Genomic DNA, 23,924 nt, shown 5'->3' with positions numbered 1-23,924 from the left:
GGCGGCGATCTTGGTTTCTGATCGGGCTCAACGCGAATAAAATTCGGAGGCGGCCCAAGTCTCGTATCGAATTTTCAGATTGCCGTCCTTTGACCCGTTTTCCATCGGGCCATGCAGTTCTTTAAACTTAGGTAATCCAATCAGATGCGCCACGAGGTGCGTTTGCTGCTCGAAACCGGTATGCGTCAAACCGTATGCGGGGGCGGCCGCGATCATATCTTCAGGCGTCGAAAACTTCGGGATTCCAAGGCCCTCTAGGCCGACGACGGTAATTTCCATGGGAACTATCTCTTATAGAGGCTTCACGATCAACGGCGGATTCGCTCGTATCACACTAATATGGCTGGACAGAAACGGTTTAGTCCAGCCCCCCTATACGCGCGCTCTTCAATGCGGCGACAGTAAAAGTTATCGGAACTTAAACCCCTCAAACGCCCTAACTGGATAAGCAGCGAAGGCATAGCTTCCTTGATAGGGCCGTTTCGGCCTACAAAAGGGGGTGTCCGCGAGGATTTCAAAGGGGCAATATGAAGCTGATATTTAGACTTGCGGTCATTACTACGCTGATCTCGGGTGTTCCGGCAAGCGCGGCTGAAATCACGGCCGAAGAATGCGCCGCGATCCGCAACTTAAGCACAAATCTAGCGGTCGCAAATCTCGAAGCAAACAAGGCCATGCTTGAGGCTCACCACGCTATCATGGCGCTGATGGTTACAAATATCGAGAACTCAAATTCGGAATCGCAATCGAAGATGCTTGACGGCCTGAAGAATCTAACGAAAACGCTGAAAGCCAAAGACCTTGACAACAAAATATTGGTCAAGGGGCTGAAGGCGCTCAATAGGGTTTGTCCTGCTTAACTCGTCGGTAGCAAAGACGGCACGGCCGCTGAGGCGGCCCGCCATCTTGAAGAGTGTTGGCACGAATTGAAGACTCGATCAATTTTCGGTAAGCCGAAGTCCTTCTGGTCGAGCACTCGGACCCTTATTTTCTTCGGAGCGGCGCATGAAAGTTCGGCGGGCGGTAACGATTATCAAGTTCGCGCACTTGGCGATGATACCACCGACAATTGCCTGCGCTCAGGAAGGTTCATCCGGCGGGTCGGGCCTCCGTTCATTTCTCGATTACTACGGGCTGAACCTTCTGGGCGACACCCTCGCAGGCGTTTTCGCTCCCATCGCTTTTTTTGTTATCGTCGCAACTCTCATTCTCCAGCGGCAGACGGTCGCGGATATTAAGGAGCAGAACCGACTATCAAGGGATTCAGCAGCGGCCAACTACAAGCTTGCCATTCATGACAAGCGGCTGGCGGTTTACCTTCGCCTCAAGGAGTGCGCGGTGGCGCTTAGTATTTCGGGATCGATTGAGAGGGAGTCGTATGACAAGATTTTCGCCGCCGCTGAAGACGCCAAGTTTGTCTTCGGCGAAGATGTGACGGGCTATGTGACCAATCTCAGAGAGAAAGCTTGGGAGCTTGTAAGGTTCGGATTTCGTAGACAGCGACTAGATGCAAGGCAAAATAACGGGCTTCTCTCGGAGGCCGAAGCTGCTCAACTGGAAGAGACGATTCAAGGGCTACATGCGGTGGAGGACTGGTTCTACGAGAACCTTACTGATGCTCGGCTAGATGAAACCTTCGGTCCCTCGTTAAAGCTGCCGAGTGAGATAAGCTAGGCGTGCTAGCTAGTGTGGGCGGCGGAGAAATCGCCGGCAGCGACGCGAGGCCGCTGCCGGGGTAAAGTGGCTAGCCACTCCGTTTCAGGGCCGCGCTGGCGGGCGGTCAGCGGCCAAGGCCAAGCGGCGTGGTGGCGGAACGCTGTGCGCGTTGGTGCTCGGCGTTGACGGCGTGGCCCTCCATGCGGTCGTCAAGCTGCGCCTGCAACCTGTCATGCCGCTCCTGCCGGGCCTTTTCGCGCATCGCTTCGGTGGCGAAGTGCACGTTGATGGCTAGGATCGCCCGCTTGCCTGCTTCAAGCGCCGGGTCGCTAGCGGTGAAAGAGCTGTCACGGCGGGCCGCCCACGAGGCATAGCGGAGGCTCCAAGCCCTGTCCGTCTCGCCCTTGCGGGTGAGCTTCAGCTTCTCGGCGATCACATGCATGACGCGGGCGCGGAAATCTGCCTCGGTCTCGTCGTCAGTCGGGAAGATGTCCAGCGCCATCGCGGCGAAGACCAGCCGGCGGCCGGCATAGGCCGTGTCGTCCTCCCCATCCTTCCGGGCCGTATGCATCTGCTTCGCCCAATAGCCGGGACCTTTGATCGGCCGCTTGCCGGGATTGGCGGGGGCTTTGAAGGTCGCGGCAGAAGTCTCCATGGTCGCCCAGACGCGCGCCTCCCATTGCGCGTCGCTCTCGCCCTGCCGGACGGGTTCCGGCGGCAGGTGCGCGGCCTCGGTTCGCAAGCCCGCGACCGCTGCCGAGCGCAGGGCGTCGAGATGAAGGTAGAGGTCGAGGCGTCCACGCTCCTTGGCCTGCTCGGCTAGGCTCGTGAGGTTGAATACCAGCTCGTCTAGCTCGATGCCGAGCCCCCCGATGATGTTCGCATGATACACCACGGCTTGCAGGCGCTGGACGTAGCGCGGCACGTCTTTCCCTTGTGACGGACGCGCTCTTTGAGAATGCGCTGCCCCGCGAGGCCGTGCAGGAGAAAACCAAGCTCGTGAAGCGCAACGGCGCGCCTGACGAACTGCATGTCACCACGACACGCGAGCGCGTTGCGGGCGACACGGCCGCCCAACGCATTTTCCTGCAAGCGGCCCGGCCCGACATCTATCGCCCGGACGTGCAGGCGAAGGTCAACATTCTCAACGCGCAGGTGAACCCCATGACCGTAGACGATCATCGCAAGGACCCGCGCCATCTCGCCATGGCGTTGCTTGGCCTCATCCGCGAAGGTGTAATGGCCGCCGAGCAGAACGGCCCGCTGGAAATCGACGCGGAAGCCGTGCCGCTCGCCGCCGTCGAGCGAGAGCCCGAGCCCCAGCCCAGCCCGACCGGCGGCGCTTGGCCGCTGACTGAACCCGCCTATAGCGACGGCATCCCCAGCCGCCGCGAGCAGCGCAAGGCAGAGCGGCACGACGGCGGCTACATCTTCGGACCCGAGGATGAGGACCACGCCGCCGATTTCGACACGGACTACGACCCGCGCGACGAAGACCATGCCGCCGACCGCGACGCGGACGACTACGATCCGAGGAACTGAGAGGCGATGGCGGCTGTTTGACTCACAGCGAGTCGTTAGCGCGCGTTTGGCATCTGCCCGCCCTCTGGGACTCGCCGAGGCCGGAACCGCGCCAGCGGCCCGCCCTGAGTCAAGGCGGGCATTTGTGATAGGGGCGGCCGATTGGCCGCACGGCGCTTGCGCGGAAAGCCTGCCTCGACCCGGCGCTGAAAGGAAAAAATCCTCCGCGAGCCGATCACACTTTCGAGAGGTCGCTGTCAAAGCGCCCGGCGGGCTATGACAGCGCGTGATTAACTTTAGCCAGCACCATGCCAGATGACACCTACTAATGGTTCAGTAGTAGACGTTCCGCAGCATGTCCATGACAAATTATTGATATTATTGATGTAAGTTTTCTTCCGCTCTAGAATCACCCTCAAGATCGAACGGTTGTAAGTGCCGTCGTCAGTAAATTTTGAGAAATCGGAGCCGAAAACCTTTGCCGCTCGCCCAGAAAGACCTCGACCAAATCGCCGCCATCCGACGCGCGCTGAACGACGTCGCCTACCGGATGACGTGGGCCACCGGCCCGGCCGAGCGCGCTAGGCTGCGTCGTCGCCTCACCGTCGCTGAGAGGGCGCTTGCCGGCAAGAGCGAACAGGAGGACTGACCATGGCACGCGATAACATCGACGGCGCGGCGATTGATGAGGTCAGAAAGGCGTTGGCCTTGCTGGAAACGCGCATCGACGTGGCCGACAGCCAAGCGAAGAAAGAGGCGGCCCGCGCCGACCTGAAGCGGTTGCGCGATATCGCCGTGCAAATCACGAGGGCGAGACGATGACCCCTAGCCGAAACGACAACCACAATCTGGAGACCCTTCGCGAAGCGCTCCGAAAAATTGAACATGCCTTGCTCTGGGCCGAAACCGCCACACAGCACGGTAAGGCGCGCGCCGACCTTGGCGCGCTCGCCGCTGTCATGGTGCTGCTCACAGCGCGCGCCGACCGATACGAGGCCGCCCGCCAGAAGGCCGTCGAGATCATCGCGGTCGCGACCTCCACCGCCCGCAAGCTGGACGACGCCGAGGCCGCACCGTCCGCCCGCCGCGCCATCCTGAATATGCACAGCGCCGTCATGGCGGCCCAGAAGATATCGGAAGGCAAGGTGGCGTGATGGTCAAGCCCTTCGACCGACACGACCCGCTGAAGTCCTTCCGCGACCGCACCACTGGCAAGGCCGACGCACAAGCGGTCGCCGCCGGGATCGTCGCGCTCGAAGCGGAGCACGCCGCCGCGCGCGGCATGTCCAAGCGCCGGCAGGCCAAGAGGAAGCTGGGGGAGGCACAGCCATGACGAAGCCGATCAGCCGCCAGCAGTGGCGCGTAGTGAAATCTTTCCGCAATCCCAAGACCGGCGCTATCGACCTTAACGCCTTGCGCCGGGAGGTCGAACGTTTCGTAAACTTCGCCGCTGACGACCTCAGCAACCCCAAGGCGCGTCGCGAGACGAGAGAGATCGGAAAACGGTTGAGGAAAGCACTCGCCGCCCTTGAACGACTGGAGATTTGACCATGCCGACGACCGCCTACAACCCCGCCAAGGAACTCGCCGACGTCCGCGCCGAACGTGACGCCCTTGCGTTGGCCCTCGCCAAGGCGGAAGCCGAACGCGATGCCCTCGCCAAGGAACTCGCTGGTTTCCGTGCTGACGCCGAAACCGCAAGTTACGCCTTGAAAGACGCCCTCGCATACGGCGGCTGCGACGACGAAGCCGTGCGCGAAGCCCTGAGTTACCTCGACTGAGGCCGCGAACGCTTCAGCCCTTTGACCTGCCTCACCGGAGACCGAGACCATGGCACAAATTCTTAAAGACCCGCGCTATCCGAACGCGCCGTCCGTCCCCGAGCCCAAGGGCGAAAGCGATCAGGAGCGCATCCGGCGCTCCATGATGGCCGCCCGGACGCTGCCGGACCTCACGACCGACGCGCCCGACCCCGACGACCCCGGTCTACCGACGACCGCCGGCAGCGCAGAGCTTGACCGCATCATGGAAAAGTTCCGCTCGATCCACCCGCGCCCGCCCGGCCGTCCCCGGAAGGGCGAAGGCGTCGCCGACCTCGCGCACGCCTTCGCCTCCGCCGACAAGCTGGACGAGCGCGCCGCGAAAATCGCCGCCGAACTGGACGCGGCGGAAGCCAAGTTGCACGAGCTTGAGGCGAACAAGGCCGACGTCGATGTGCTCGACCCGGCCGCGATGGACGCCTACCTCGCCGATACCGTCAGAACCAAGGCGGCAATCGACATGCTGCGCCCGGCGCTCGCCCGCGCGACGGCCGAAGCCGAGAAGGCCCGCGCGGACGAGAACGACCGCGCCTTTGAAGAACGCGCCCGCGCGCTCGTCACGAAATGCGCGCCTCGTCCCCGCAGTGCAAGGCGTCATGGAACGCCTGATCTTCGACGGCCCAGCATTGCAGGTGGTTGACGGTCGTGCCGAGCGCGTCGGCAATGGCGCGCTGGGTCGTGCCGCCCTTGGCGAGTTGCTGGATGGAGGCGAGCGTGGCGAGGCGCTGGCGGCCCGTCATGTCGAGCACGGACGGCGGCAGGCTGGGACCGGGCGGCGCGGGCGCGGGGCTCGTGGCGGCGGCTGGCGGTGGTGTCGGCTGAGCCTGTGCCTGCCGCTCGCGCCGGGCCTCAGCGCGAGCGGCCTGCCGGGCGGCAATGCGGTCCATGGCGGGCGGCTCGGCCGCTGCCGCTGGGGTTGCTGCCGGCTGGCTGGCGTTGCGGCCTCGGGTCCGTTGCTGTCGGTTCATGGGTTCAATCCTTGTGTCGGGCCGTCAGGCGGCAATTGCATCGGGCTTCAGGCGCAGGCCGACAAACACATGGGTCTGCACGGTGCCGTAGCGGCGGTTCGCTGTGCGGAGGTCCTGCCCCACGACGCGGATAAGCTCGCGGCTGAATAGCGGCAGCGCCATGCGCGGGGCACGTTCCTGAATGGCATCCATCGCTAAATGTAGTATCGACACCTTGTTAACTTTTTCGGGCCGCCACTCGGCGCGTCCAGCAACCGCTTACCAACACCGCTTAAATCCAACCTGATACTTTGACGCTATTTAAACGGTCGGCGTGCAATGTGAGGTGGTCTTCCGCCTACATATTGAGGGTGCTATGTTTTGGTTCTGTGTAATCGTAATCGTGGTTTTGGGCGTCGGGATCATAGGGGCGCAAGCCGATGCTGAGAAAGCCGCTCGGAAGGCCCGTCAGCAAGGCAAGGCTCTTTCAAATATTCCGGATTTCCAACCCGCCATAGTTTTTGAGGGCAGTTCCGGCAATGCGGGCCTCGCACTCGATCCAACTAACAACAAATTTGCCATAGCTAGAGGCGCGCACAACACTAAGGTCTTCAACTTCAGCGATTTAGTGGGCGTCGAAGTATTAAGAAACGGATCATCTATTCATAAGACAAACAGAGGAAGCCAAGTTGCAGGAGCTGCTGTTGGGGCAGTTCTACTTGGACCAGTTGGGCTCCTCCTCGGTGGATTAACCGGATCAAAAAGATCGGTTCAAAAAATTGATCGTCTTTCTCTTAAGATTTTTACAAACGATCTCATAACTCCTGTTCACGAGATTGTATTCTACAACGTGCCCGGCTCGAAACCTGAATCTAAGGAGGTGAAGAGGGCTTCGCAACGACTTGATAGTTGGCATGCTCGTTTTCAAACCATCCTTGCAATGAGCAATCGAAGCGCCGAATGCATAGTTCACGCCAATTGATAAAATTATACTTGTTTGCAAAACCAGCAATTTGCGAGTTTGAGCACTGAAAAATCTCAACCTCTCGGGCTTATAAGCGGGGCGTTCGCATGAGTAACAATTGGATCAAGGCGGCCGCCTTCGCTGCCGGAATACTTCTAGGGGGCGGATCAGGCTATGCTCAGGAAGGGGCGAAAACTGACCGTAAAACACCTTCAATAGTTTACTATGGCGCAGGACTGAATCAACGCGTTGACGAACAGAAATATCTAGCAAATCAACAGCAGATTTCTGTCTCGCAGCCGCACTACACCGAAGGCCGGCAAGGCCAGCACCTTGCGAGAATGGAAGAAGCAACACGCCAACGAACCGCCACCGGTTATGGTGCTATTTCAGACACCACTGGCAACACGCGAACGATCTTTGTTACGGGGCATACACGCGCAAATGGCGAACGTGTTCGCCCCTACTACAGAAGCAAGCGCTAGAGACCGATTATAATGCGAGACGGGTCACGCCGCGCCCCCTTTAAGAGGCACCACCTGCCCGCGCTCGCGTTCACGGGCAAGCCGTTCGCGCCGCCGGTCTGCCTGCCCCTGCCCGTCCTCTGCTAGTTCCTCGTCGCTGAAATGGGCGTAGCGTTGGGCGGTGGCGACCGACTTGTGGCCGACAAGCTCCATCTGCTTGAGCGGCGCTAATTCCTTGTCGCCATAGGTGTCGGTCGCGAACCAGTGGCGGATGAGGTGGGACGTCGCGTCCTTGTCGGTAACACCTGCCTCTTCCATGGCCCGCTTGAATATCTTCCCCAATGTGTCGGGGCGCAGGTGCGGTGTCGGCGGCCTCTTGGCCTTGCTGTTTCGGTTTCCGGGTTTCAGCGGCGGGCAGACCCACGGCTCACCGACGACGCGCGCCTTGTGCGCCGCTTCCAAGAGGTCGCGGGCCTCGGCCGTCATCGGCTTCCGCAGCGCGCCGGTCTTGGTGTCGTCCCATCGCAGCATGCCGCTTCTGAAATCGACATACTCCCAGCGAAGACCGCAAATCTCGCTCGCCCGGCATCCGGTGACGAACAAGAGGCGGATGGCCAAGGCGGCGGTCGGGTGCAATCTGCCGTCCGCCGCCATGGCATCGACGGCATCCTGCACGCGCGGCACCTCTCCGGTGAAGAGCACACGATCCCGCTTGGGCGTGCCCTCCAGCTCTATTCTAGCCGGGTTCATTCCATCCGGCCGATGGCCCGCCCCCACCGCCCACGCCATTGCCGCCGACAGGAAGCGCATCGCAGCCGTGGCCTGCGTCCGGGCGCGGGGGATGTCTTCCGCCTTGAGGTTCTTCGCCTTCGCGATGCGTCTAGGCATTTTTTGCAACTCTGAATATAGGGCAGCGACGGCCGGGGCCGCCAGCTCAGCAGCCTTCACCGCGCCGATGCGGGGCTTCAGCACCCGGTCGGCGAGCCGCTGATACTCCTCCAGCGTCTTATCCTTGGCCTTGCGCTTGCGGCCGTCCACCTTGCGGGCTGCGACATAGCCGTCGAGCACGTCGGCGACCGTCACCGCCAAGCGCTCGGCCTCTGCCGCCACCCGCTTTGCTTCCCGGTCGGCCTTCGCCTTGTGTTTCTCCTCGTGCGGAGGTCGGCCGGCGGCGATCTCAGCCTTGAGCCTCTTCGCATCGTTGCGGGCCGCTCCGGTCGTCCATTCCGGCCGCGATCCGATTGTGTAGCGGAACTCTCCCCCAGCGGCGCGGTTGCCATATTCGAGGATGAACGAACGCTTTCCGCCGGCATTCACACGGCAACCGAAGCGTGCCTCCTTACTGTCGTAGTAGAATTTCTGCCCCTTCTCAGGGACGGGCAAGGCGTCAACGGTCTTGTCGGTGAGCAGGATAGGCATGGGGCGGTCCTCTGTATGTATTTTGTAAGTGTCCGCGCTGTCCACGCCGCGACATTCACCTGACATACAGAATCATACAGACGCCGCCATTCGTCAATCTCTGTCAGTAAATCAAAGACTTAACAGATGTAAGCAATTGATTTTAGATGGTTATTTTTGCATCGGCTAATAACTTTTAATCAGTAGGTCCAGGGTTCGAATCCCTGCGCGCTCACCACCTTCACCGGATTTTCCCGACAAGATTCCAGCGCGCCAGCAATTTCAGAACGTTGCCGGCGGGGGTCAGTAGACCGTGTATTTCAAGAGGCCGAGGGACCAGTTGACGCTGCGGTTTTCCGTGTCGCGAGTCCAGGTCTGCTGCAGCGTGCCGGCGATGTCGGCGATGGTGGTGCGGGCGTCGAGTTCCCTGGTCAGGCCGTAGTCGCTGGGCGCGACCTTGGTGAGGTCGACGTCGTCGGCGATGACGATGGCGACGAGCACGTTCTCGCTCGGCCCTTCCGCCTCGAAATCGAAACCGTAATAGTCGTCCGGGATGGTGAGCGGGGCATTGGCCGTCAGCGGCGTGATCTTGCGGGCCGATTCGTTCGGGAAGATCTGGGTCGCCTTGCCGTCCTTGTCGACGTCGTAGAGGATGAGGTGGCCGCCCGTCGTGCTGGTGACGCTGATCTTGAAGACGTCGCCGCTCTTCAGGTAATCGGAGGAGAGCGCCACCTTGACGTCGCCGCTCTGCGCCTTGCCGAGGATATCGCCGACGGCGTCCACCGGGTCGGCAGCGACATAGGCGGTCTGCTGGGTGTTCTCGACCTTCACCTCCTCGACCTTGCCATAGTCGGGCGTCTGCTGCTGGGTGTCGCCGCCCGTCTGCGGCTGCTGGTATTGCTGGGCGGTGGCGTCGGCCGTCGGCGTCGTGGCGCTGGCGCCGAGCAGGGCGTAGTTCACCTCGAGCTGCGGGTCGAGGCCCTGGCACTGGGCCTGGGCGGCGCAATAGGTCTGCGACTGCTTCTTCACATATTCGAGCAGCTCGGCATTGGAGACGATGCCGTTGCCGTTGCTGTCGCCCGCGGCGACCTCGTGGCCGGTCACGTAGGAGAGCGTGAAGACGCCGTGGCGGTCGTCCGGCGGCAGGCGCGTGTCGTCCCAGGCGACCTGGTAGGAGGACGCCGCGCTCCAGGCCTCCACGCCGTTCTGCCTGGCGATCTCGGGCTTGTCGACCACGGCGACGTCGATGCGCAGGCCGCGCGTCTTGACCGCCTCCGCCGGCTTGGCGAAGGGGCGCGGCAGGAAGCGCGCGCTTTCCAGCGCCTCGCCCACCTTGGTGGAGAGCGACCGCGAGATCGTGCCCGAATGGCAGGCATCGATGACGATGGAGACGGCGCGGTCCTTGAGTTTGGCGAGCATCGCGTCGATCTCGTCGTCGAGGATGACATTCGTCCAGTCGCCGTCGCCGGCGGTAATATCGAAGGTGGACAGCGCCTCGTCGAGCCCGTCCTCCTCGTCGCCGCTCTGGTCCTTCACCTGGAGGCCGTGGCCGGAGAAATAGAAATAGACGCGGTCGCCGGGCTGGGTTCCGGCGACCAGCCACTCCTCGATGCTGGCGAGAATGGCGGCCCTGGTCGCGTCCTTGTCGCTGAGGATGCGGATCGATTCCGGGGCGAAACCCTGCTTTTCCTTGAGCAGCGTCTCGATCAGCGGCACGTCGTTCTTCGGCCCTTCGAGGAACATCTTTTCCGGCAGCGTGGCATAGGTGCCGATGCCGATGAGAAGCGCCCGGTCGGCGGCGGCGGCACCGGAAACGAGAAAGAGCGAGAGGACAAGCGCGGCGGCGTGACGGATCATCAGAGCGTTTCCCGCGTGTAGAGGGGTTGGATGGCGACGCTCGCCTCCCTGCCGTCGAGCCGGGTCAGGAGCGCCTGCAGCAGGGTTTCGGAGGTCACATTCTTGTCGGCGAGCACCGCGCCGATCGCATCGACGGGTTCGCCGGTCCAGATCGTGATCAGGTGGTCGGCGCCGAAGGGCTTGACGACCTCGACATCCGTCAGCTTGAACTGCGAACTGGCGGTGCCGGCCGCCTGCATGTCGAGGAACTGCACCTCGCCCGTATTGGCGAGGTTGAAGACCAGCATGTTGGGATAGCGGCCGGGCGGGGCGTCGAAGCGCAGGCGGTTTCCGGCGGCATAGATGTCCTTCACCGGCGTCAGCGAGACGGAACCCGGATTCTGGCTGGCGAGCGCCTTCAGGAAATCGAGCAGGACATATTTGTCGACCACGGCCTGGATACGGTCCGCCCCGACATTCTCCGCCGCCACGTCGCCGTTCGGCGTGTAGAACACGCCGCTCGCCACGTCCCAGCGGTAGGGCGTGCCGGTGCCGTCCGCATTCTTCGGCTTCTCCGCCGTGCCGGCGATCTCAAGCGCGATGCTGCCCGTCCAGCCGAGGTCCTTAGCCGGCTTGATGATCTTCTGCGTTTCGGTGCCGGCGGTGCCGGCATCGGTGTTCGTCCCGCCCGTGTCGGCGGCGACGGGAATGCCGCGCGTCAGCGTCACGACGACCTCGCCCTCGGAACGGGCGACCTGCGGCATGAAATTCGGCACCTGCAAGGCTTCCGACCGGTTCTTCACGTTGGAGAAGATATAGTCCTCCAGTTCGATGCGGGTGATGAGGCCGTTGCCGTCGCGGTCGGCGCTGCCTTCCACGGCGCGGGCGAAGCTCCAGCTCAGCGCGCCGCGCGGCTCGCCGTCGATGATGACCTCGGGCGTCGGCTGGCTTTCCAGCGAGGCGGCGAGCACCGTCACCTGCTTGAAATCGATCTCCTTGAGATTGGCCCCGGCCAGCGCCTCCTGCGAGGGCGGCGCGAGCTTGACCGTGACGGCCGGCGCAAGCCGGCTCTTGCCGGTGACGGAGCGGCTCATGCCGCCGGAAAAGCAGCTGTCGGATACGAAGAGCACATGCACGCCCTTGCCTTCCGCCTCGCCGAACCAGGCGTTCATCTCGTTGTCGACGATGATCTCGTTTGCGGTTTCCTCATGGCGGTTGCGATCGAAGCCCGGCAACTGGAGGAATTCGTCGAGCCCGTCGGCCTCGTCGCCGGCGACGAGTTCGGGCATCTGCGCGCCGTGGCCGGCATAGGTGAAGATGATCGTATCGCCCGCCGCCGCCCCGGCCACCATGTCGGTCCAGGCCTTGCGGATATCGTCCTTGCGCGCCTCGGCATCGGTGAATTTGCGGACGGTGAAGCCGGCGGCGCTCATCGCGCGCGCGACGTCCTCGGCATCGCGCACCGCGCCGTCGAGGCTGACATCGTTGGGATACTGGTCGACCCCGACGACGAGCGCATGGGTCTGCGCGGCAAGGGCCGGAAGCGGCGCGACGGCGGCAAGGCAAAGGGCCAGCGCGGTTCCGGCAAGGGAACGACACAACCTTCCCCGGACGGGGAAAACAGGCTCCAGCGGGCGCGACAGCGGGCGCATCACTCCACGTCCACTTCCACCCGGCGGTGCAGCTGGTTCAGCGTTTCCGTATCATAGGCGCTGGCATCGTCCGGCTTGAAGGGCTGCTCCTCGCCCTTGCCTTCCACGGCGATCGTGCCGGCATAGCCGTTGCCGGCAAGATAGGTCTTCAGCGTCTCGGCGCGGGCGACGGAAAGCCTGTAATTGGCCTCCGCCGAGCCGACGGGATCGGTGTGGCCGATCAGCGTGATCGCGGCGGGCTTGACCGTCTTCAGGCATTCGGCGAGGTCCTTTGCCGCCTCGATGCCCTCCGGCGTGAAATCTGCCGTGCCGAAGACGTAGCGCACGGGCGTCGACTTCTTCTTGATCTTCACCCCGCGGAAGGAGACCTTGCAGCCGCCGCGCATGGCAAGCTGCACGGGCCGCGGCGCGGCAAGGCGCATTTCGCTGGCAAGCTTGTCGAGGCGCAGGATGTATTGCTCGTCCGGCGCCATCCAGTCCGGCGTCATCGTCTCGTTCGAGCCGTCCTCCAGGGCAAGCTGGTAGAAGCGGGCGGCCTGTTCGTAGTCCTTGCGCTCGCGCGCCAGGTCGCCCAGCGCGTCCAGCACCTGCCACGGGCCGCCATACTGGCGCTGCAGGTCTTCCAGCGCCTGCCGGTGATCGGCAAGCCGGCCGCCGTTGCCGACGGCGGTCGCGATGCGGTTGAAGGTGGTCAGCGCCGCGACGCGGCCGGTCAGCGCGCGCTCGTTGGCGCTGCAATTGGCCGTGCCGGCGGTTTCCGCAAGCACCCGGGCCTTCTCCTCGTCCCCTGAATTGAGCGCCTCGACGACACCGGTAAAGGCCTCACAGGCCGCGGCGGCGGGCGCCGTCCCGGCCAGTACGAAGAGTGTCGCTGCAAGGGATCGCATCAGCATTGTCGGTCCAGCCCTCATGTCCTCATGGAAGAAATCGGCAGGGGCCGGACGGCCCCTGCCCTTTTGTCATTTGATCTCGAAGGTCACCATCTGGACGCCGCTTGCCCCGTTGTCCTTCTCGGCCTGCTTGGCGAGATTGACGGCAAGGCCGCGCGTCAGCGGCTGCTTCGAGCCTGCGGCCAGTTCCTTGGCCTTCTCGGCCGTCAGCTTCTGGTCTCCGAGGCCGCCGACGCGGCAATAGGCGATCATCGTTTCGCCGGGAGACGGCGAATCGAAGGTCAGGTTGCCCGTGCCCGGCTGCGGGATCAGGCGGCGTTCGCCGGCATTCAGCGTCGTGCTGCCGATCATCACGTCGGGGATGATCTCCACGTTACCCGTGTCCTCCACATACATCACCTGCAGCTCGCAGGCATGGTTGGTGCTCAGCTCGAAGGCAAGGTAATCGCCGACCTTCGCGCTTGTCGAGGGCACATGCACGGCAAGCTTCACCTTGCTTTCCTGCGCCTTGTCGTCCTGCTTGTAGGACGGGACGTAGGCCTTCTCCTCGGGCTTGGCGTACTGGTCGCCGCCCGAAGCCTGGTCGGCCGGCTTCTGCTGGTAGTCGCTCGCGGCCTGTTCCTGCTTCTGTTCGGGTTTCTGCTCCGGCTGCTGGTAGCCCGAATTGTCGGCCGAATACTGGCCGGCACTACCCTCCGGGTTGACGCCGCGCTTCAGGGGTTCGAGCTGGAGAAGCGGCTGGAGCATGAAGGCATATTGCTCCTCGACCTCGACGCGCGGGATCGTCGCGCCCGATTCGAGCGTCGCCACCCAGTCGATGCCGATGCGCAGCGCATTGACGTCGGTGAGGCGGCGGATGTCGGAGGCGAACTCCTCCGGCGTCATGTCGAACTCGGCGGCAAGCTGCTCGAAGTTCAGCTCGTCCTCGTACTTGTCGGCGAAGTAGGTGAAGATCTCCGCCCCGCCGGGGGCCTTCAGGCTGGTCTTGCCGCCGCCGGACGTGGCTTCCGTGATGCCGAGGCGGTCGAGCGCGGCGACGAAGCGGTCCGTATCGCGCTTGTAGACCTCGTTCAGCTCCTCCTGCGGCACGTAGACGGCGAGCAGTTCGTCCTGCTGATCCTTGGAGAACAGCGTCGACGTCTCGATATGCTCGCGGATCTGGTCGCGCTTGGACAGGATGCCGTCGAAGTGGCAGTCGAAGCACGAGCGGGCATTGATGATCTCGACGCCCTTGCCGATCGGCCGCTTGCGGAAGGAGACGATCGCCGTCGGGCCGATATCGAGCTGGTCGCCCTTGTCGGTCGACAGGTAATAGCCCTGCATGCCGTTCGGGAGCGAGAAGATCATTTCGCCGCCGTCATGGTCGAAGGCTTCGAGGCCGGCCTTGAGGCGCACGCCCTCCGGCCCCGCCGGGAAGCGTTTCAGCACCTGCTTGCCCACGTCACCGGCAAAGTCGTAGGACTTCCAGTAATAGCCGCCGAAGGGCATGTCGTGCCGCTCCAGCAAGCGGTTGTGGTCGGAAACCCCGGAGGAGCCGTCGGCAAAGCCGGCGCGCACGATGCGGCGACGCTCGATGTTCTGCTCGACGGGCACGCCGAAACGCTTTTCCAGTTCGGAAATGTTCGTCGGCAGCTTCATGAGGCGGTTATAGACCTTCGGCCTTGCGCCGTTGCTCATGAACCAGTCGACGCGCATGATCGGAAGCTGGGTCTGCGTCGCCTTGGCGAGCGAGTGCAACTGGGCGTCGCTCGCCGGGTCGACGCCGTAGAAATACTCGTTGATCAGGAAGTCGTAGTCCTCCTGGCTCCATTCGAGGTCGCGCAGGTCGACGCGCACGAGCAGGCCGTCGGAGCCCTCCACCTCTTCCGGAAGCACCAGTTCCGGCCCGTAGGACAGCGAATTGAGCAGCTTCTTGAAGCCGCCCGCCAGCACACGCATGCGCTTCAGGAAGGTTTCGTGGCTCTCGCAGCTCATCATGCCGTTATACTGGTCGCGATAGCTGAAGTAGCGCATGAACGGCTGGTCGTGCTCGTCGACCTTGGAAACATCGCGCAGCGCCAGTTCGACGAAATCGAGATATTTCAGCATCGGCCGCGCGCGCTCGGTCTTCATGGCCGAGACTGCTGTAGGAATGGCATCCTTGTTCAGCGAGTTGATCCAGTTGGCAAGGCTCTGCACCTCCGCATCGTCGGGGCGCTTGCCGAGCGGCATGCGGCCGCTGGTGACGCTGGTGTAGAGCAGCGACTTGGCGGCATCGCCCGGCGTCACGAAGGCCGGGTTGGCGGCGATCGAGGCAAGATCACCCGAAGGGAAGGAACCTTGCGAGCTTTCGCCCGGGCCATGGCAGTTGCGGCAATATTTGCCGATGAACGCGTCGGCCGCCGAAGCGAATTCGGCGCTGCCGCCACCGGCGGAAAGCGCGGTCTCGGCGGTCGCCTCGCTGCAGACCGGCGTCGGGCTGGTCTCGACCGGCGTCACCTTCACCTCGCGGTCGGCGAGGAAGGCGTACATCGCCTGCTTGTCCTCGTCCGACAGCGTCGAAAGGCCCTGTGCGATGCGGCGCATCACCGGATCGGAGAGCGGCGAGCCGGAGAGCTTCTTGCCCTCGTCGATCAGGCCGCGGGTGAAGACTTCGTGCGAGGCAAGGCCGCTCATGCGCGCCTTGGTGATGTCGGGCGCGACGGCGCCCGTCAGGCCCTTCTCGCCCTCGTAGGCGCGGGCGAGGTCGAGGCCGTAGGTCGTGGTGCGCGGGGTGTGGCAATCGCCGCAGCCGCCGACATTCTCCACCAGATAGCGCCCGCGCTCCATCTGCGTCTCCTCGCGCGGCTGGTAGGCCTGCACGGTGAAATGGCTGCGCTTCCAGAGCGTGATCGTCGTCTGGCGGCTGAACGGGAAGGCGATCTCGTGCTCCTGCGAGGCGGCGTCGGATTTCGGCAGCGTCTCGATATAGGCCTTGATGTCGAGCACGTCCTCCGGCTTCATGCCGCCGTAGGACGTATAGGGCATGACCGGATAGAGGTTGTCGCCGTCCTTCTTGAGGCCGACCATGACGGCATTGAGGAAATCCGCATTGGACCAGCCGCCGATGCCGTTCGGATGGGCGGAGATGTTCGGCGCGAAGAACTTGCCGATCGCCGTCTGCATCTCCATGCCGCCGGAAAGCAGCTCGATATTGTCGCCCGAACCGTGGCAGGCGCCGCAGCCGGCGGCGCCGAACAAGAGCTTGCCGTTCTCGGCATTCGCCTTGTAGGTGCCGTAGGCATCGGGCGCGAACTGGTCGATCGCAAGCGCTCCGGTGGGACAGAACGCCGCCATGGCAAGGCCGAAGGCAGCCGCAAGCCGGGCGCGGGGGCGGGAGAATGATGTCCTGAACATGCGCATGGCTTGTTCCTTTCGCTCCATGAGGCCGGCACGCCGGCTGGAAATGCAGTCCTTCGGGTCACAATTCCGGATGACAAACCGCTTCGCAGTTTCCCCGGAAACTGCCCTACCGAAATTCGAAACGCTCGAACTCGACGCGGCGCGGCGCCTTGCCGAGTTCCTTCAGTCCCTTTTCGATCGCCATCCGCAAGGGCGGCGGGCCACAGAACCACAGATCGGCTTCCGCGGGGTTCATGCTCGTCCCGGCAACGAGCTTGGAGGCGTCGAAGCGGCCGTCCGTCGCCGAATTGTGCAGCACGAAGTTGAAGTTCTCGAGCTTTTCGGCCTGCGCCCGGAACGTGTCGAGGCCGATCGCCTCGGCCCCGTCGCGCACGCAGTAGACCATGTGGATATCCTGCCCCTCGTCGCCCTTCAGCCGGCTCGCCATGGCGAGGAACGGCGTGACGCCGATGCCGCCGGCAAGCCAGATCTGCTTCTTGCCGCCGCGCTTGTGGTTGAAATGACCGTAGCCGCCCTCCAGCGTCAGCGCGTCGCCGACCGCGACAGCCTCGCGCAGCGCCTTGGTGTAGTCGCCGAGCGGCTTGATGGCGAAGCGCACGGACCCGTCGTCCTCGATGCCGGCAATCGTGAAGGGATGCGGCTCGCGCAGGCCCGGACGGTTGACGCGGAAGAAGCCGAACTGGCCGGGCATGGCCCGAAGCTTGCGGCCCGTGGGCCTTGCCGAGATGATCGTCGCCCCGTCGTGGCGCTCGACATTCACCACCTCGTATTTTCGCGTGCGCAGCCAGGGCAGCAGCTGGGTATAGGCATAGCTGACGATGCCGAGCGCGGCGAAGAGGTTGAGATAGACCGCCAGCAGCACCGTGCCGTCATAGGGCCGCTTGATGAACATCTGGTGGAAGGCGACGAGCACGAAGAGCAGGCCGATGAACCGGTGCGTGATGCGCCAATACTGGTAGGGGATCTGGAAGCGCGTCTTTGGGATCACCTTCACCAGGCTGAGGACGAGCAGGAAGACGAAGCCGTAGAAGGCCCACTCGCCCGCGGTCCTGGCGAGCACGTTGAGGCCGCTCGTCACCGAAAGGCCCTGGAAATCCGGCGCCACGAAATAGTGCACGAGGATGAGACAGAGCACCGCGATGCCGATCTTGCGATGGAACTGGTAGATGCGGTCGAGCCCGCCGAACAGCCGCTCGATGAAGGGCGGACGCGTCGCCATGAACTGCGCGATGCCCATGGCGACGAAAGCCATGGAGGAGGCCATCAGGGAGAAGGTGGTTCCCGCATTGGTATGGCTGACGGCAGGCACGGCCAGCAGCCCGGCAAAGATGATCAAGATCGTCGCGACGATGGAACCCGCAGTCAATGTATGCCCCCACAAATTCAACTGGTCCGGTCGGAAATCCACGGGCATGCTGGCAAGGCCCATGACGTTCGTCAACCGCATTCCTCCTATCGACGGGCGGGCGCACGGCTTTATTCGGGATGGTTTATTAGGGAGGGGAAACGTCCGGAAAGAGCGCGGGGCGGATGCGCAAAGGGCGCCTGACGGCGCCCTCTTCAGATCGGTCTCACGGGGGCGGCTATTTGCCGAACCCCTTGATCTCCTCGCGCGCCCGTTCGGCGAGCGGATGGTCGGGATGGCGCGCGATGAACAGTTCCAGCGCCTCGCGCGTGCCTTTCGACTTCAGGTTTTCATATTCCGCCTGTACGGCCTTCTCGGGATCGGAAGGCCGCGCCATGATGCCGCCGGTGCCCGGGGGCGCTTCGCCGGCCGCCGCAAGCAGGATGCTGGCGGTCGCCACGATAGATATCTTGGGTAGCAATTTTAACCTCCGGTCGAATACCATTCGGCAATAGTCCGTTCTGATCCAGGGGCTTCCATTTCATCACGATAGGCCTGCATCTTCAAGCGACCCCAGAATCGGCCTGAATTGCGGTCTATCCAAGGCACACCAGACGACATCCCGCATAGGAGGAGAATGCGACATGACAGGAACAGGCAAGACCACCAAGACGATCGGCAAGACCGGCATAGGGATCATCGACGGCGTTCTGTCGGGCACGGCCTGGTCGGGCTCGGTGACCTATGCGTTTCCGACGTCCTCGTCGGTCTACACCTATGCCGGCGAACCGGACAACGCCTTCGGCGCGATCTCCTCGATGCAGCAGACGGCCGCCCGCTTCGCCCTGGACACGGCATTCGGCAATGCCGCGAACAACGGCTTTTCGGTCGAGGGTTTCACCAACCTTTCCGTGTCGAAGGGGACCACGACGGGCTCCAACCTGCGCTTTGGCGAATCGAACGACCCACCGACGGCCTGGGCCTACTATCCCGGGGAAACCGACGGCGACGGCGACCTGTGGTTCGGCCGCGCCGAGGACTATCGCTCGCCCGTCGCCGGCAACTATGCCTGGGCGACCATGCTGCACGAGATCGGCCATGCGCTCGGCCTCAAGCACGGCCATGAGTCGGAAAACGGTTTCTCGGCCCTGCCCGCCAGCAAGGATTCGATGGAATATTCCATCATGACCTATCGCGCCGCGATAGGCGACTCGGCGAGCGACGGCTACAGGAACGGCGAGTTCGACTATGCCCAGTCCTACATGATGGCCGACATCGCCGCCCTGCAGCGCATGTACGGCGCCGACTTCACGACCAATTCTGGCAACACGGTCTATAAGTGGAAGCCGGGCAACGGCGACACGCTCGTCAACGGCAAGGTCGCCATCGATGCCGGCGGCAACCGCATCTTCGCCACCATCTGGGACGGCGGCGGCAAGGACACCTACGACCTCTCCTCCTACAAGACGGGCGTCAGCGTCGACCTGCGCCCCGGCCAGCATTCGAAATTCAGCGACGCCCAGATCGCCCTGCTGAACTTCGAGACCGACGTCTATGCGCGCGGCAACATCTTCAACGCTCTCCTCTTCAAGGGCGATACGCGCTCGCTGATCGAGAACGCCAAGGGCGGCAGCGGAAGCGACGTCCTGCGCGGCAACCAGGCCAACAACACGCTGCAGGGCAATGCCGGCGCCGACAAGCTGTTCGGCATGCTCGGCAACGACAAGCTCAACGGCGGCACCGGGAACGACACGCTGACCGGCGGCAAGGGCTATGACGACTTCATCTTCAAGAAGGGCTACGGCCGCGACACGATCACCGACTTCAAGGACAATGTCGACGATATCGACCTGCGCTCCTACAATTTCTCCAGCGTCAAGAAGGTGCTGGCGAAAGCCGACCAGGTCGGCAGCGACGTGCATATCGAGCTTGGCGGCAACGACGCCCTGATCCTCAAGAAATTCGACCTCGACAATCTCGACAAGGGGGATTTCCTGCTCTGATTTCCAGCAAGAATCCGAGCGCAGCACAGGCCGGAACCCGGGTTCCGGCCTTTTTTCCCGCCTCTCCCCACTCCGTCCGCGACCCCGCTGATATATCACGACGATGGACAGCCGCTCCGCGGCGTGCCACGGTGTGATATATCAACAGGGTGCCCGACATGACGGAAAGCGCGGCCTCGCAAGCCCACCTCGCCTATCTCGCCCTTGAGGGGCTGATCGTCACGCTCAGGCTGAAGCCGGGCTCGCTCGTCACGGAACGCCAGCTCATCGAGCATGCCGGGCATGGCCGCACGCCGGTGCGCGAGGCGATCCAGAAGCTGGAATGGCAGGGCCTCATCGCCGTGCGCCCGCGCGCCGGCCTGCAGGTCACGGCGATCCGCCCCGAGGATCACGCCGAGGTGATGGCGACGCGCCGCCAGCTCGAACCGCTTGCCGCCGATCTCGTCGCCCGTCATGCCGGCGAGGCGCACCGAGAACAGCTCGTCGCCTGCGCACAGGCGATGACGGCCTGCTCGATCCATTCCGACATGGAAGGCTTCCTTGCCGCCGACAAGGCCTTCGACGAGATCATGGAGGCCGCCTGCCCCAACCGCTTCCTGACGGTCGCCCTCGCCCCGCTGCAGACCCACGCGCGCCGCCTCTGGTTCGCGCGTGCCGACAACCGGCACATGGACCGCTCGGTGGACCTGCATGTGAAGGTCATCCGCGCCATCCGCAACGCCGACGGCCCGGCCGCCGCCGCGGCCATGGCGACCCTCGTCGACGATCTCACCGGCTGAAACGAAAGGGGCGGCCCGAAAGGCCGCCCGTTCGTGTTCAAGAGATTCGCGCGCTCAATCGACGAAGGCGCGCTCGATGACGAATTCGCCGGGCTTGTTGTTGGCGCCCTCGATGAGGCCCGCCTCTTCCAGGAGCGCCTTGGTTTCCTTCAGCATGGCCGACGAGCCGCAGATCATGCCGCGATCGACCGCCGGGTCGAAATGCGGCACGCCGAGATCGGAGAACATCTTGCCGTTGCGGATGAGGTCGGTGATGCGGCCCTGGAACGGGTAGTCCTCGCGCGTCACGGTCGCATAATGGCGCAGCTTGTTGCCGACGACTTCCGAAAGGAATTCGTGGTTGCGGATCTCCTCGACGAGGTCGAAGCCGTATTTCAGCTCGGCGACCTCGCGGCAGGTATGCGTCAGGATGACCTCGTCGAACTTCTCGTAGGTTTCCGGATCGCGGATAAGGCTGGCGAAGGGCGCGATGCCCGTGCCGGTCGAGAACATGTAGAGCCGCTTGCCCGGCGTCAGCGCGTCGAGCACCAGCGTGCCGGTCGGCTTCTTGCGCATCAGCACCGTGTCGCCCGGCTTGATCTGCTGGAGGTGGGAGGTCAGCGGACCGTCCGGCACCTTGATCGAGAAGAACTCCAGTTCCTCGTCCCAGGAGGGGCTGGCGATCGAATAGGCGCGGTAGACCGGCTTGTCGCCGACCATCAGGCCGATCATCGCGAATTCGCCGGAGCGGAAGCGGAAGCTCTCGGGACGCGTCATGCGGAAGCGGAACAGGCGATCCGTATAATGCTGCACGCTCGTCACCGTCTCGGCGAAGACGCCGGCGGGAATGGCGGAGGCCACAAAATCTTCGGTCTTGGCAGGTGCGTTCATTTCGGGATCGGTCCTGGCTTCGCGTCGAGAAAATTTGACGATAGGCAAATATTACATGTTGAGCTGCAAAGGAAGGTATTCCGTTCCAATGCGCCGATTGGCCGCGCAATAGTTTGCCGTTCGCGCCGATTTTGCGTGAAGCCGGCCGCGCCGCCTTGATCTGGCGCAAGCCTGCCACAAAATTGCGGCTATTCGCCGGCCGGCTGTCGCCGTCAGGCCCGCCGGCGCCAGCTGTAGGAACCGGCGTCCCCGGAAGGGCGCGCGGTCGGCTGGTAGTGGTTGTCGATGCCCGGCAGGCGGTTTTCCGCAAGCCGCTTCAGCGCCGTCGCATTGGTGACGGAGAAGCTGTCGATGCCGCAGCGCAGCATCAGCGGGATCTGGTCGATCAGCACGTCGCCGACCGCCCTCACCTCGCCCGTAAAGCCGAGGCGCGCGCGCAAGAGCGAGGCGTGGCTGAAGGCCCGCCCGTCGCTGAACGCCGGAAAGGCGACCGCCACCAGCGCGATGCGGTCGAGATGGCCTTCCAGCCTCTGCACGTCGTCGGCCGGATTGACCAGCACGCCGAGCCCGGTCTCGTCGGTCTCGGCCACCTTCGCGAGGAAATCGCCGAGGCCGAGGATCGCCTTCTCGTTCGAGCCGGCCTTGGTCTCCTCGGTCTCGACCACCCAGGGATCGTCGGTCACGAAGCCGGTCTCGTTCCAGATTTTCGTCATCGTCGTTCTCCTCAGGCTGCCGCGGCGGTCTTGTCGCCGTAGAGCGCATCCTTGAACGGCTGCGGCCCGACGCGGCGATAGGCCGTCAGGAAGGTCTCGGAGGGATCGAGGCGAAGGCCGAGATAGGTGTCGACGATCACCTCGATCGCATCCGTCACCTTCTCCGGCTCGAAGCCGCGCCCGATGATCTCGCCGATCGACGTGTTCTCGTCGCCGGAGCCGCCGAGCGTGATCTGGTAGAGTTCCTCGCCCTTCTTCTCCACGCCGAGCAGGCCGATATGGCCGACATGATGGTGGCCGCAGGCATTGATGCAGCCGGAGATCTTGATCTTCAGCTCGCCGATCTCGGCCTGGCGCTCGGGCGAGCCGAAGCGGGTGGAGATCTCCTGCGCGACCGGGATCGAGCGGGCATTGGCCAGCGCGCAGTAGTCCAGCCCCGGACAGGCGATGATATCCGTGATGAGGCCGGCATTGGCGGTTTCGAGCCCGGCGGCGACGAGGCTGCGATAGACCGGCTCCAGATCGGCCAGCGCCACATGCGGCAGGATCAGGTTCTGCTCGTGGCTGACGCGGATCTCGTCATGGGCATATTCCTGCGCGATGTCGGCGACGGCCTCCATCTGCGCGTCCGTCGCATCGCCCGGAATGCCGCGGATCGGCTTCAGCGAGATCGTCACGCTGGCATAGTCGGGATGCTTGTGCGGATGCACGTTGTGCTGCACCCAGCGGGCGAAGTCGGCATCGGCCTTCTTCGACTGCGCAAGGCTCGCCCAGCCCTCGGCGCGGGCGGCAAGCGCCGGCGGCGCGAAATAGGCGGCGATGGCGGCGACGTCCTTTTCCGGCAGCTTCAGCTCGGAGTTCCGCAGGGCGGCGAACTCGACCTCCACCTGCCGCGCCAGTTCCTCCGCGCCCGTCTCGTGCACGAGGATCTTGATGCGCGCCTTGTACTTGTTGTCGCGCCGGCCGTGCAGGTTGTACACGCGCATGACCGCGGTCGTGTAGGACAAGAGGTCCTCTTCCGGCAGGAAGTCGCGGATCTTCTTTGCGACCATCGGCGTGCGGCCCTGCCCGCCGCCGACATAGACGGCAAAGCCGATCTCGCCCTTTTCGTTCTTCTTCAGGTGCAGGCCGATGTCGTGCACCTGGATGGCCGCGCGGTCGCGCTCGGCGCCGGTGACGGCGATCTTGAACTTGCGGGGCAGGAAGGAGAATTCCGGATGGACGGAGGACCACTGGCGCAGGATTTCCGCATAGGGACGCGGATCGGCGACCTCATCGGCGGCGGCGCCGGCGAAATGGTCGGCCGTCACGTTGCGGATGCAGTTGCCGGAGGTCTGCAGCGCATGCATCTCGACCGTTGCGAGATCGGCGAGCGCATCCGGCACCTCGGACAGCTTCGGCCAGTTGTACTGGATGTTCTGGCGCGTGGTGAAATGGCCGTAGCCGCGGTCGTACTTGCGGGCGATATGGGCGAGCATGCGCATCTGGCGCGCATTCAGCGTGCCGTAGGGAATGGCGACGCGCAGCATGTAGGCGTGAAGCTGCAGGTAGACGCCGTTCATCAGGCGCAGCGGCTTGAAGGCGTCCTCGGCGAGTTCCCCGGACAGGCGCCGGCCGACCTGGTCGCGGAACTGCTCCACCCGGCCGGAAACAAAAGCGTGGTCGAATTCGTCGTAGCGATACAT

28 protein-coding genes are annotated in these 23,924 nt (G+C 63.6%); 14 read left to right on the top strand and 14 right to left on the bottom strand.

Annotated elements, in window-relative coordinates:
* Positions 1-27 precede the first annotated feature (27 nt).
* The gene (locus tag AB3G45_RS15415; protein WP_367831407.1) at positions 28-279 is read right to left on the bottom strand and encodes a hypothetical protein; all 252 of its coding nucleotides are present in this window, start codon (positions 277-279) and stop codon (positions 28-30) included.
* A 248-nt stretch (positions 280-527) separates the two neighbouring features.
* Between AB3G45_RS15415 and AB3G45_RS15410 the strand changes: the two genes are divergently transcribed.
* Positions 528-860, top strand: coding sequence for a hypothetical protein (locus tag AB3G45_RS15410; RefSeq protein ID WP_367831406.1), 333 nt, complete (start codon positions 528-530; stop codon positions 858-860).
* A 145-nt stretch (positions 861-1,005) separates the two neighbouring features.
* Positions 1,006-1,674, top strand: a complete 669-nt coding sequence (locus AB3G45_RS15405; protein WP_367831405.1) for a hypothetical protein — start codon at positions 1,006-1,008, stop codon at positions 1,672-1,674.
* A 106-nt stretch (positions 1,675-1,780) separates the two neighbouring features.
* Here the strand turns inward: AB3G45_RS15405 and AB3G45_RS15400 are convergent, their stop codons facing one another.
* The gene (locus AB3G45_RS15400; RefSeq protein ID WP_367831404.1) at positions 1,781-2,581 is read right to left on the bottom strand and encodes a hypothetical protein; all 801 of its coding nucleotides are present in this window, start codon (positions 2,579-2,581) and stop codon (positions 1,781-1,783) included.
* Positions 2,582-2,592: 11 nt separating this feature from the next.
* Here AB3G45_RS15400 and AB3G45_RS15395 point away from each other — a divergent pair, with 11 nt between their 5' ends.
* The 8 genes from AB3G45_RS15395 (at position 2,593) to AB3G45_RS15360 (ending at position 5,637) form a co-directional block, all read left to right on the top strand.
* Positions 2,593-3,198, top strand: coding sequence for a hypothetical protein (locus AB3G45_RS15395; RefSeq protein ID WP_367831403.1), 606 nt, complete (start codon positions 2,593-2,595; stop codon positions 3,196-3,198).
* Positions 3,199-3,655: 457 nt separating this feature from the next.
* Complete coding sequence (locus AB3G45_RS15390; RefSeq protein WP_367831402.1) at positions 3,656-3,826, top strand: hypothetical protein; 171 nt, start codon at positions 3,656-3,658, stop codon at positions 3,824-3,826.
* 2 nt (positions 3,827-3,828) lie between these two features.
* Positions 3,829-3,999 carry a hypothetical protein gene (locus tag AB3G45_RS15385; RefSeq protein WP_367831401.1) on the top strand — a complete coding sequence of 57 codons (171 nt, stop codon included), beginning with the start codon at positions 3,829-3,831 and terminating at the stop codon, positions 3,997-3,999.
* The gene (locus AB3G45_RS15380) at positions 3,996-4,331 is read left to right on the top strand and encodes a hypothetical protein (protein ID WP_367831400.1); all 336 of its coding nucleotides are present in this window, start codon (positions 3,996-3,998) and stop codon (positions 4,329-4,331) included. Before AB3G45_RS15385 ends, AB3G45_RS15380 begins: the two co-directional genes overlap by 4 nt.
* A complete protein-coding gene (locus tag AB3G45_RS15375) occupies positions 4,331-4,510 on the top strand; it encodes a hypothetical protein (RefSeq protein WP_367831399.1) in 180 nt (59 codons plus the stop codon). The genes AB3G45_RS15380 and AB3G45_RS15375 overlap by 1 nt, the downstream gene beginning before the upstream one ends.
* Positions 4,507-4,725: a hypothetical protein gene (locus tag AB3G45_RS15370; RefSeq protein WP_367831398.1), complete on the top strand. Its 219-nt coding sequence runs from the start codon at positions 4,507-4,509 to the stop codon at positions 4,723-4,725. The genes AB3G45_RS15375 and AB3G45_RS15370 overlap by 4 nt, the downstream gene beginning before the upstream one ends.
* A gap of 2 nt (positions 4,726-4,727) precedes the next feature.
* Positions 4,728-4,958, top strand: coding sequence for a hypothetical protein (locus tag AB3G45_RS15365; protein WP_367831397.1), 231 nt, complete (start codon positions 4,728-4,730; stop codon positions 4,956-4,958).
* Positions 4,959-5,007: 49 nt separating this feature from the next.
* On the top strand, positions 5,008-5,637 hold the full coding sequence (locus AB3G45_RS15360; protein ID WP_367831396.1) for a hypothetical protein: 630 nt from the start codon (positions 5,008-5,010) through the stop codon (positions 5,635-5,637).
* Here the strand turns inward: AB3G45_RS15360 and AB3G45_RS15355 are convergent.
* The gene (locus AB3G45_RS15355; protein ID WP_367831395.1) at positions 5,555-5,965 is read right to left on the bottom strand and encodes a hypothetical protein; all 411 of its coding nucleotides are present in this window, start codon (positions 5,963-5,965) and stop codon (positions 5,555-5,557) included. The genes AB3G45_RS15360 and AB3G45_RS15355 overlap by 83 nt on opposite strands.
* A gap of 24 nt (positions 5,966-5,989) precedes the next feature.
* Positions 5,990-6,127 (bottom strand): hypothetical protein, encoded by a 138-nt coding sequence (locus AB3G45_RS15350; protein ID WP_367831394.1) that lies wholly within the window; start codon positions 6,125-6,127, stop codon positions 5,990-5,992.
* A 193-nt stretch (positions 6,128-6,320) separates the two neighbouring features.
* On the opposite strand from AB3G45_RS15350, the gene AB3G45_RS15345 reads away from it, so the two are divergent.
* Positions 6,321-6,926 carry a hypothetical protein gene (locus AB3G45_RS15345; RefSeq protein ID WP_367831393.1) on the top strand — a complete coding sequence of 202 codons (606 nt, stop codon included), beginning with the start codon at positions 6,321-6,323 and terminating at the stop codon, positions 6,924-6,926.
* Between the two features lie 89 nt (positions 6,927-7,015).
* Positions 7,016-7,393 (top strand): hypothetical protein, encoded by a 378-nt coding sequence (locus AB3G45_RS15340; protein ID WP_367831392.1) that lies wholly within the window; start codon positions 7,016-7,018, stop codon positions 7,391-7,393.
* A 24-nt stretch (positions 7,394-7,417) separates the two neighbouring features.
* Here the strand turns inward: AB3G45_RS15340 and AB3G45_RS15335 are convergent, their stop codons facing one another.
* The 7 genes from AB3G45_RS15335 to AB3G45_RS15305 all read right to left on the bottom strand — a co-directional run bounded on the left by AB3G45_RS15335 (position 7,418) and on the right by AB3G45_RS15305 (position 18,334).
* Positions 7,418-8,791: a tyrosine-type recombinase/integrase gene (locus tag AB3G45_RS15335; protein ID WP_367831391.1), complete on the bottom strand. Its 1,374-nt coding sequence runs from the start codon at positions 8,789-8,791 to the stop codon at positions 7,418-7,420.
* A 282-nt stretch (positions 8,792-9,073) separates the two neighbouring features.
* Complete coding sequence (locus tag AB3G45_RS15330) at positions 9,074-10,627, bottom strand: caspase family protein (protein WP_367831390.1); 1,554 nt, start codon at positions 10,625-10,627, stop codon at positions 9,074-9,076.
* A complete protein-coding gene (locus AB3G45_RS15325) occupies positions 10,627-12,207 on the bottom strand; it encodes a caspase domain-containing protein (RefSeq protein WP_367831389.1) in 1,581 nt (526 codons plus the stop codon). The genes AB3G45_RS15330 and AB3G45_RS15325 overlap by 1 nt, the downstream gene beginning before the upstream one ends.
* Positions 12,208-12,257: 50 nt before the next feature.
* On the bottom strand, positions 12,258-13,145 hold the full coding sequence (locus tag AB3G45_RS15320; RefSeq protein WP_367831388.1) for an OmpA family protein: 888 nt from the start codon (positions 13,143-13,145) through the stop codon (positions 12,258-12,260).
* A gap of 72 nt (positions 13,146-13,217) precedes the next feature.
* Complete coding sequence (locus AB3G45_RS15315) at positions 13,218-16,523, bottom strand: c-type cytochrome (protein WP_367831387.1); 3,306 nt, start codon at positions 16,521-16,523, stop codon at positions 13,218-13,220.
* Positions 16,524-16,635: 112 nt separating this feature from the next.
* Positions 16,636-17,976, bottom strand: coding sequence for a ferric reductase-like transmembrane domain-containing protein (locus AB3G45_RS15310; RefSeq protein WP_367831386.1), 1,341 nt, complete (start codon positions 17,974-17,976; stop codon positions 16,636-16,638).
* Positions 17,977-18,112: 136 nt separating this feature from the next.
* Positions 18,113-18,334, bottom strand: a complete 222-nt coding sequence (locus tag AB3G45_RS15305; protein WP_367831385.1) for a hypothetical protein — start codon at positions 18,332-18,334, stop codon at positions 18,113-18,115.
* Between the two features lie 184 nt (positions 18,335-18,518).
* Here AB3G45_RS15305 and AB3G45_RS15300 point away from each other — a divergent pair, with 184 nt between their 5' ends.
* Positions 18,519-19,877, top strand: coding sequence for a M10 family metallopeptidase (locus tag AB3G45_RS15300; protein ID WP_367831384.1), 1,359 nt, complete (start codon positions 18,519-18,521; stop codon positions 19,875-19,877).
* A 158-nt stretch (positions 19,878-20,035) separates the two neighbouring features.
* Positions 20,036-20,656: a GntR family transcriptional regulator gene (locus tag AB3G45_RS15295; RefSeq protein WP_367831383.1), complete on the top strand. Its 621-nt coding sequence runs from the start codon at positions 20,036-20,038 to the stop codon at positions 20,654-20,656.
* A 54-nt stretch (positions 20,657-20,710) separates the two neighbouring features.
* Here AB3G45_RS15295 and AB3G45_RS15290 read toward each other — a convergent pair whose 3' ends face one another.
* From AB3G45_RS15290 to AB3G45_RS15280, 3 genes are all read right to left on the bottom strand, one after another.
* Positions 20,711-21,526 carry a ferredoxin--NADP reductase gene (locus AB3G45_RS15290; RefSeq protein ID WP_367831382.1) on the bottom strand — a complete coding sequence of 272 codons (816 nt, stop codon included), beginning with the start codon at positions 21,524-21,526 and terminating at the stop codon, positions 20,711-20,713.
* A 212-nt stretch (positions 21,527-21,738) separates the two neighbouring features.
* Positions 21,739-22,239 (bottom strand): DUF934 domain-containing protein, encoded by a 501-nt coding sequence (locus tag AB3G45_RS15285; protein ID WP_367831381.1) that lies wholly within the window; start codon positions 22,237-22,239, stop codon positions 21,739-21,741.
* Positions 22,240-22,250: 11 nt separating this feature from the next.
* Complete coding sequence (locus AB3G45_RS15280; RefSeq protein WP_367831380.1) at positions 22,251-23,924, bottom strand: nitrite/sulfite reductase; 1,674 nt, start codon at positions 23,922-23,924, stop codon at positions 22,251-22,253.

The organism is Shinella sp. S4-D37 (genome assembly GCF_040812195.1).
GTDB lineage: Bacteria > Pseudomonadota > Alphaproteobacteria > Rhizobiales > Rhizobiaceae > Shinella.
Note: the sequence above shows the minus strand (reverse complement) of the source record. Positions and strands in the feature narration are given on the sequence as shown.

Coding starts and splice junctions, on each gene's coding strand:
- AB3G45_RS15345 (WP_367831393.1), top strand. CDS start 6,321: ATGTTTTGGTTCTGTGTAATCGTAATCGTGGTTTTGGGCGTCGGGATC.
- AB3G45_RS15285 (WP_367831381.1), bottom strand. CDS start 22,239: ATGACGAAAATCTGGAACGAGACCGGCTTCGTGACCGACGATCCCTGG.
- AB3G45_RS15340 (WP_367831392.1), top strand. CDS start 7,016: ATGAGTAACAATTGGATCAAGGCGGCCGCCTTCGCTGCCGGAATACTT.
- AB3G45_RS15410 (WP_367831406.1), top strand. CDS start 528: ATGAAGCTGATATTTAGACTTGCGGTCATTACTACGCTGATCTCGGGT.
- AB3G45_RS15310 (WP_367831386.1), bottom strand. CDS start 17,976: ATGCGGTTGACGAACGTCATGGGCCTTGCCAGCATGCCCGTGGATTTC.
- AB3G45_RS15330 (WP_367831390.1), bottom strand. CDS start 10,627: ATGATCCGTCACGCCGCCGCGCTTGTCCTCTCGCTCTTTCTCGTTTCC.
- AB3G45_RS15320 (WP_367831388.1), bottom strand. CDS start 13,145: ATGCGATCCCTTGCAGCGACACTCTTCGTACTGGCCGGGACGGCGCCC.
- AB3G45_RS15300 (WP_367831384.1), top strand. CDS start 18,519: ATGACAGGAACAGGCAAGACCACCAAGACGATCGGCAAGACCGGCATA.
- AB3G45_RS15415 (WP_367831407.1), bottom strand. CDS start 279: ATGGAAATTACCGTCGTCGGCCTAGAGGGCCTTGGAATCCCGAAGTTT.
- AB3G45_RS15280 (WP_367831380.1), bottom strand. CDS start 23,924: ATGTATCGCTACGACGAATTCGACCACGCTTTTGTTTCCGGCCGGGTG.
- AB3G45_RS15355 (WP_367831395.1), bottom strand. CDS start 5,965: ATGAACCGACAGCAACGGACCCGAGGCCGCAACGCCAGCCAGCCGGCA.
- AB3G45_RS15295 (WP_367831383.1), top strand. CDS start 20,036: ATGACGGAAAGCGCGGCCTCGCAAGCCCACCTCGCCTATCTCGCCCTT.
- AB3G45_RS15290 (WP_367831382.1), bottom strand. CDS start 21,526: ATGAACGCACCTGCCAAGACCGAAGATTTTGTGGCCTCCGCCATTCCC.
- AB3G45_RS15315 (WP_367831387.1), bottom strand. CDS start 16,523: ATGTTCAGGACATCATTCTCCCGCCCCCGCGCCCGGCTTGCGGCTGCC.
- AB3G45_RS15365 (WP_367831397.1), top strand. CDS start 4,728: ATGCCGACGACCGCCTACAACCCCGCCAAGGAACTCGCCGACGTCCGC.
- AB3G45_RS15380 (WP_367831400.1), top strand. CDS start 3,996: ATGACCCCTAGCCGAAACGACAACCACAATCTGGAGACCCTTCGCGAA.
- AB3G45_RS15405 (WP_367831405.1), top strand. CDS start 1,006: ATGAAAGTTCGGCGGGCGGTAACGATTATCAAGTTCGCGCACTTGGCG.
- AB3G45_RS15360 (WP_367831396.1), top strand. CDS start 5,008: ATGGCACAAATTCTTAAAGACCCGCGCTATCCGAACGCGCCGTCCGTC.
- AB3G45_RS15335 (WP_367831391.1), bottom strand. CDS start 8,791: ATGCCTATCCTGCTCACCGACAAGACCGTTGACGCCTTGCCCGTCCCT.
- AB3G45_RS15350 (WP_367831394.1), bottom strand. CDS start 6,127: ATGGCGCTGCCGCTATTCAGCCGCGAGCTTATCCGCGTCGTGGGGCAG.
- AB3G45_RS15385 (WP_367831401.1), top strand. CDS start 3,829: ATGGCACGCGATAACATCGACGGCGCGGCGATTGATGAGGTCAGAAAG.
- AB3G45_RS15375 (WP_367831399.1), top strand. CDS start 4,331: ATGGTCAAGCCCTTCGACCGACACGACCCGCTGAAGTCCTTCCGCGAC.
- AB3G45_RS15370 (WP_367831398.1), top strand. CDS start 4,507: ATGACGAAGCCGATCAGCCGCCAGCAGTGGCGCGTAGTGAAATCTTTC.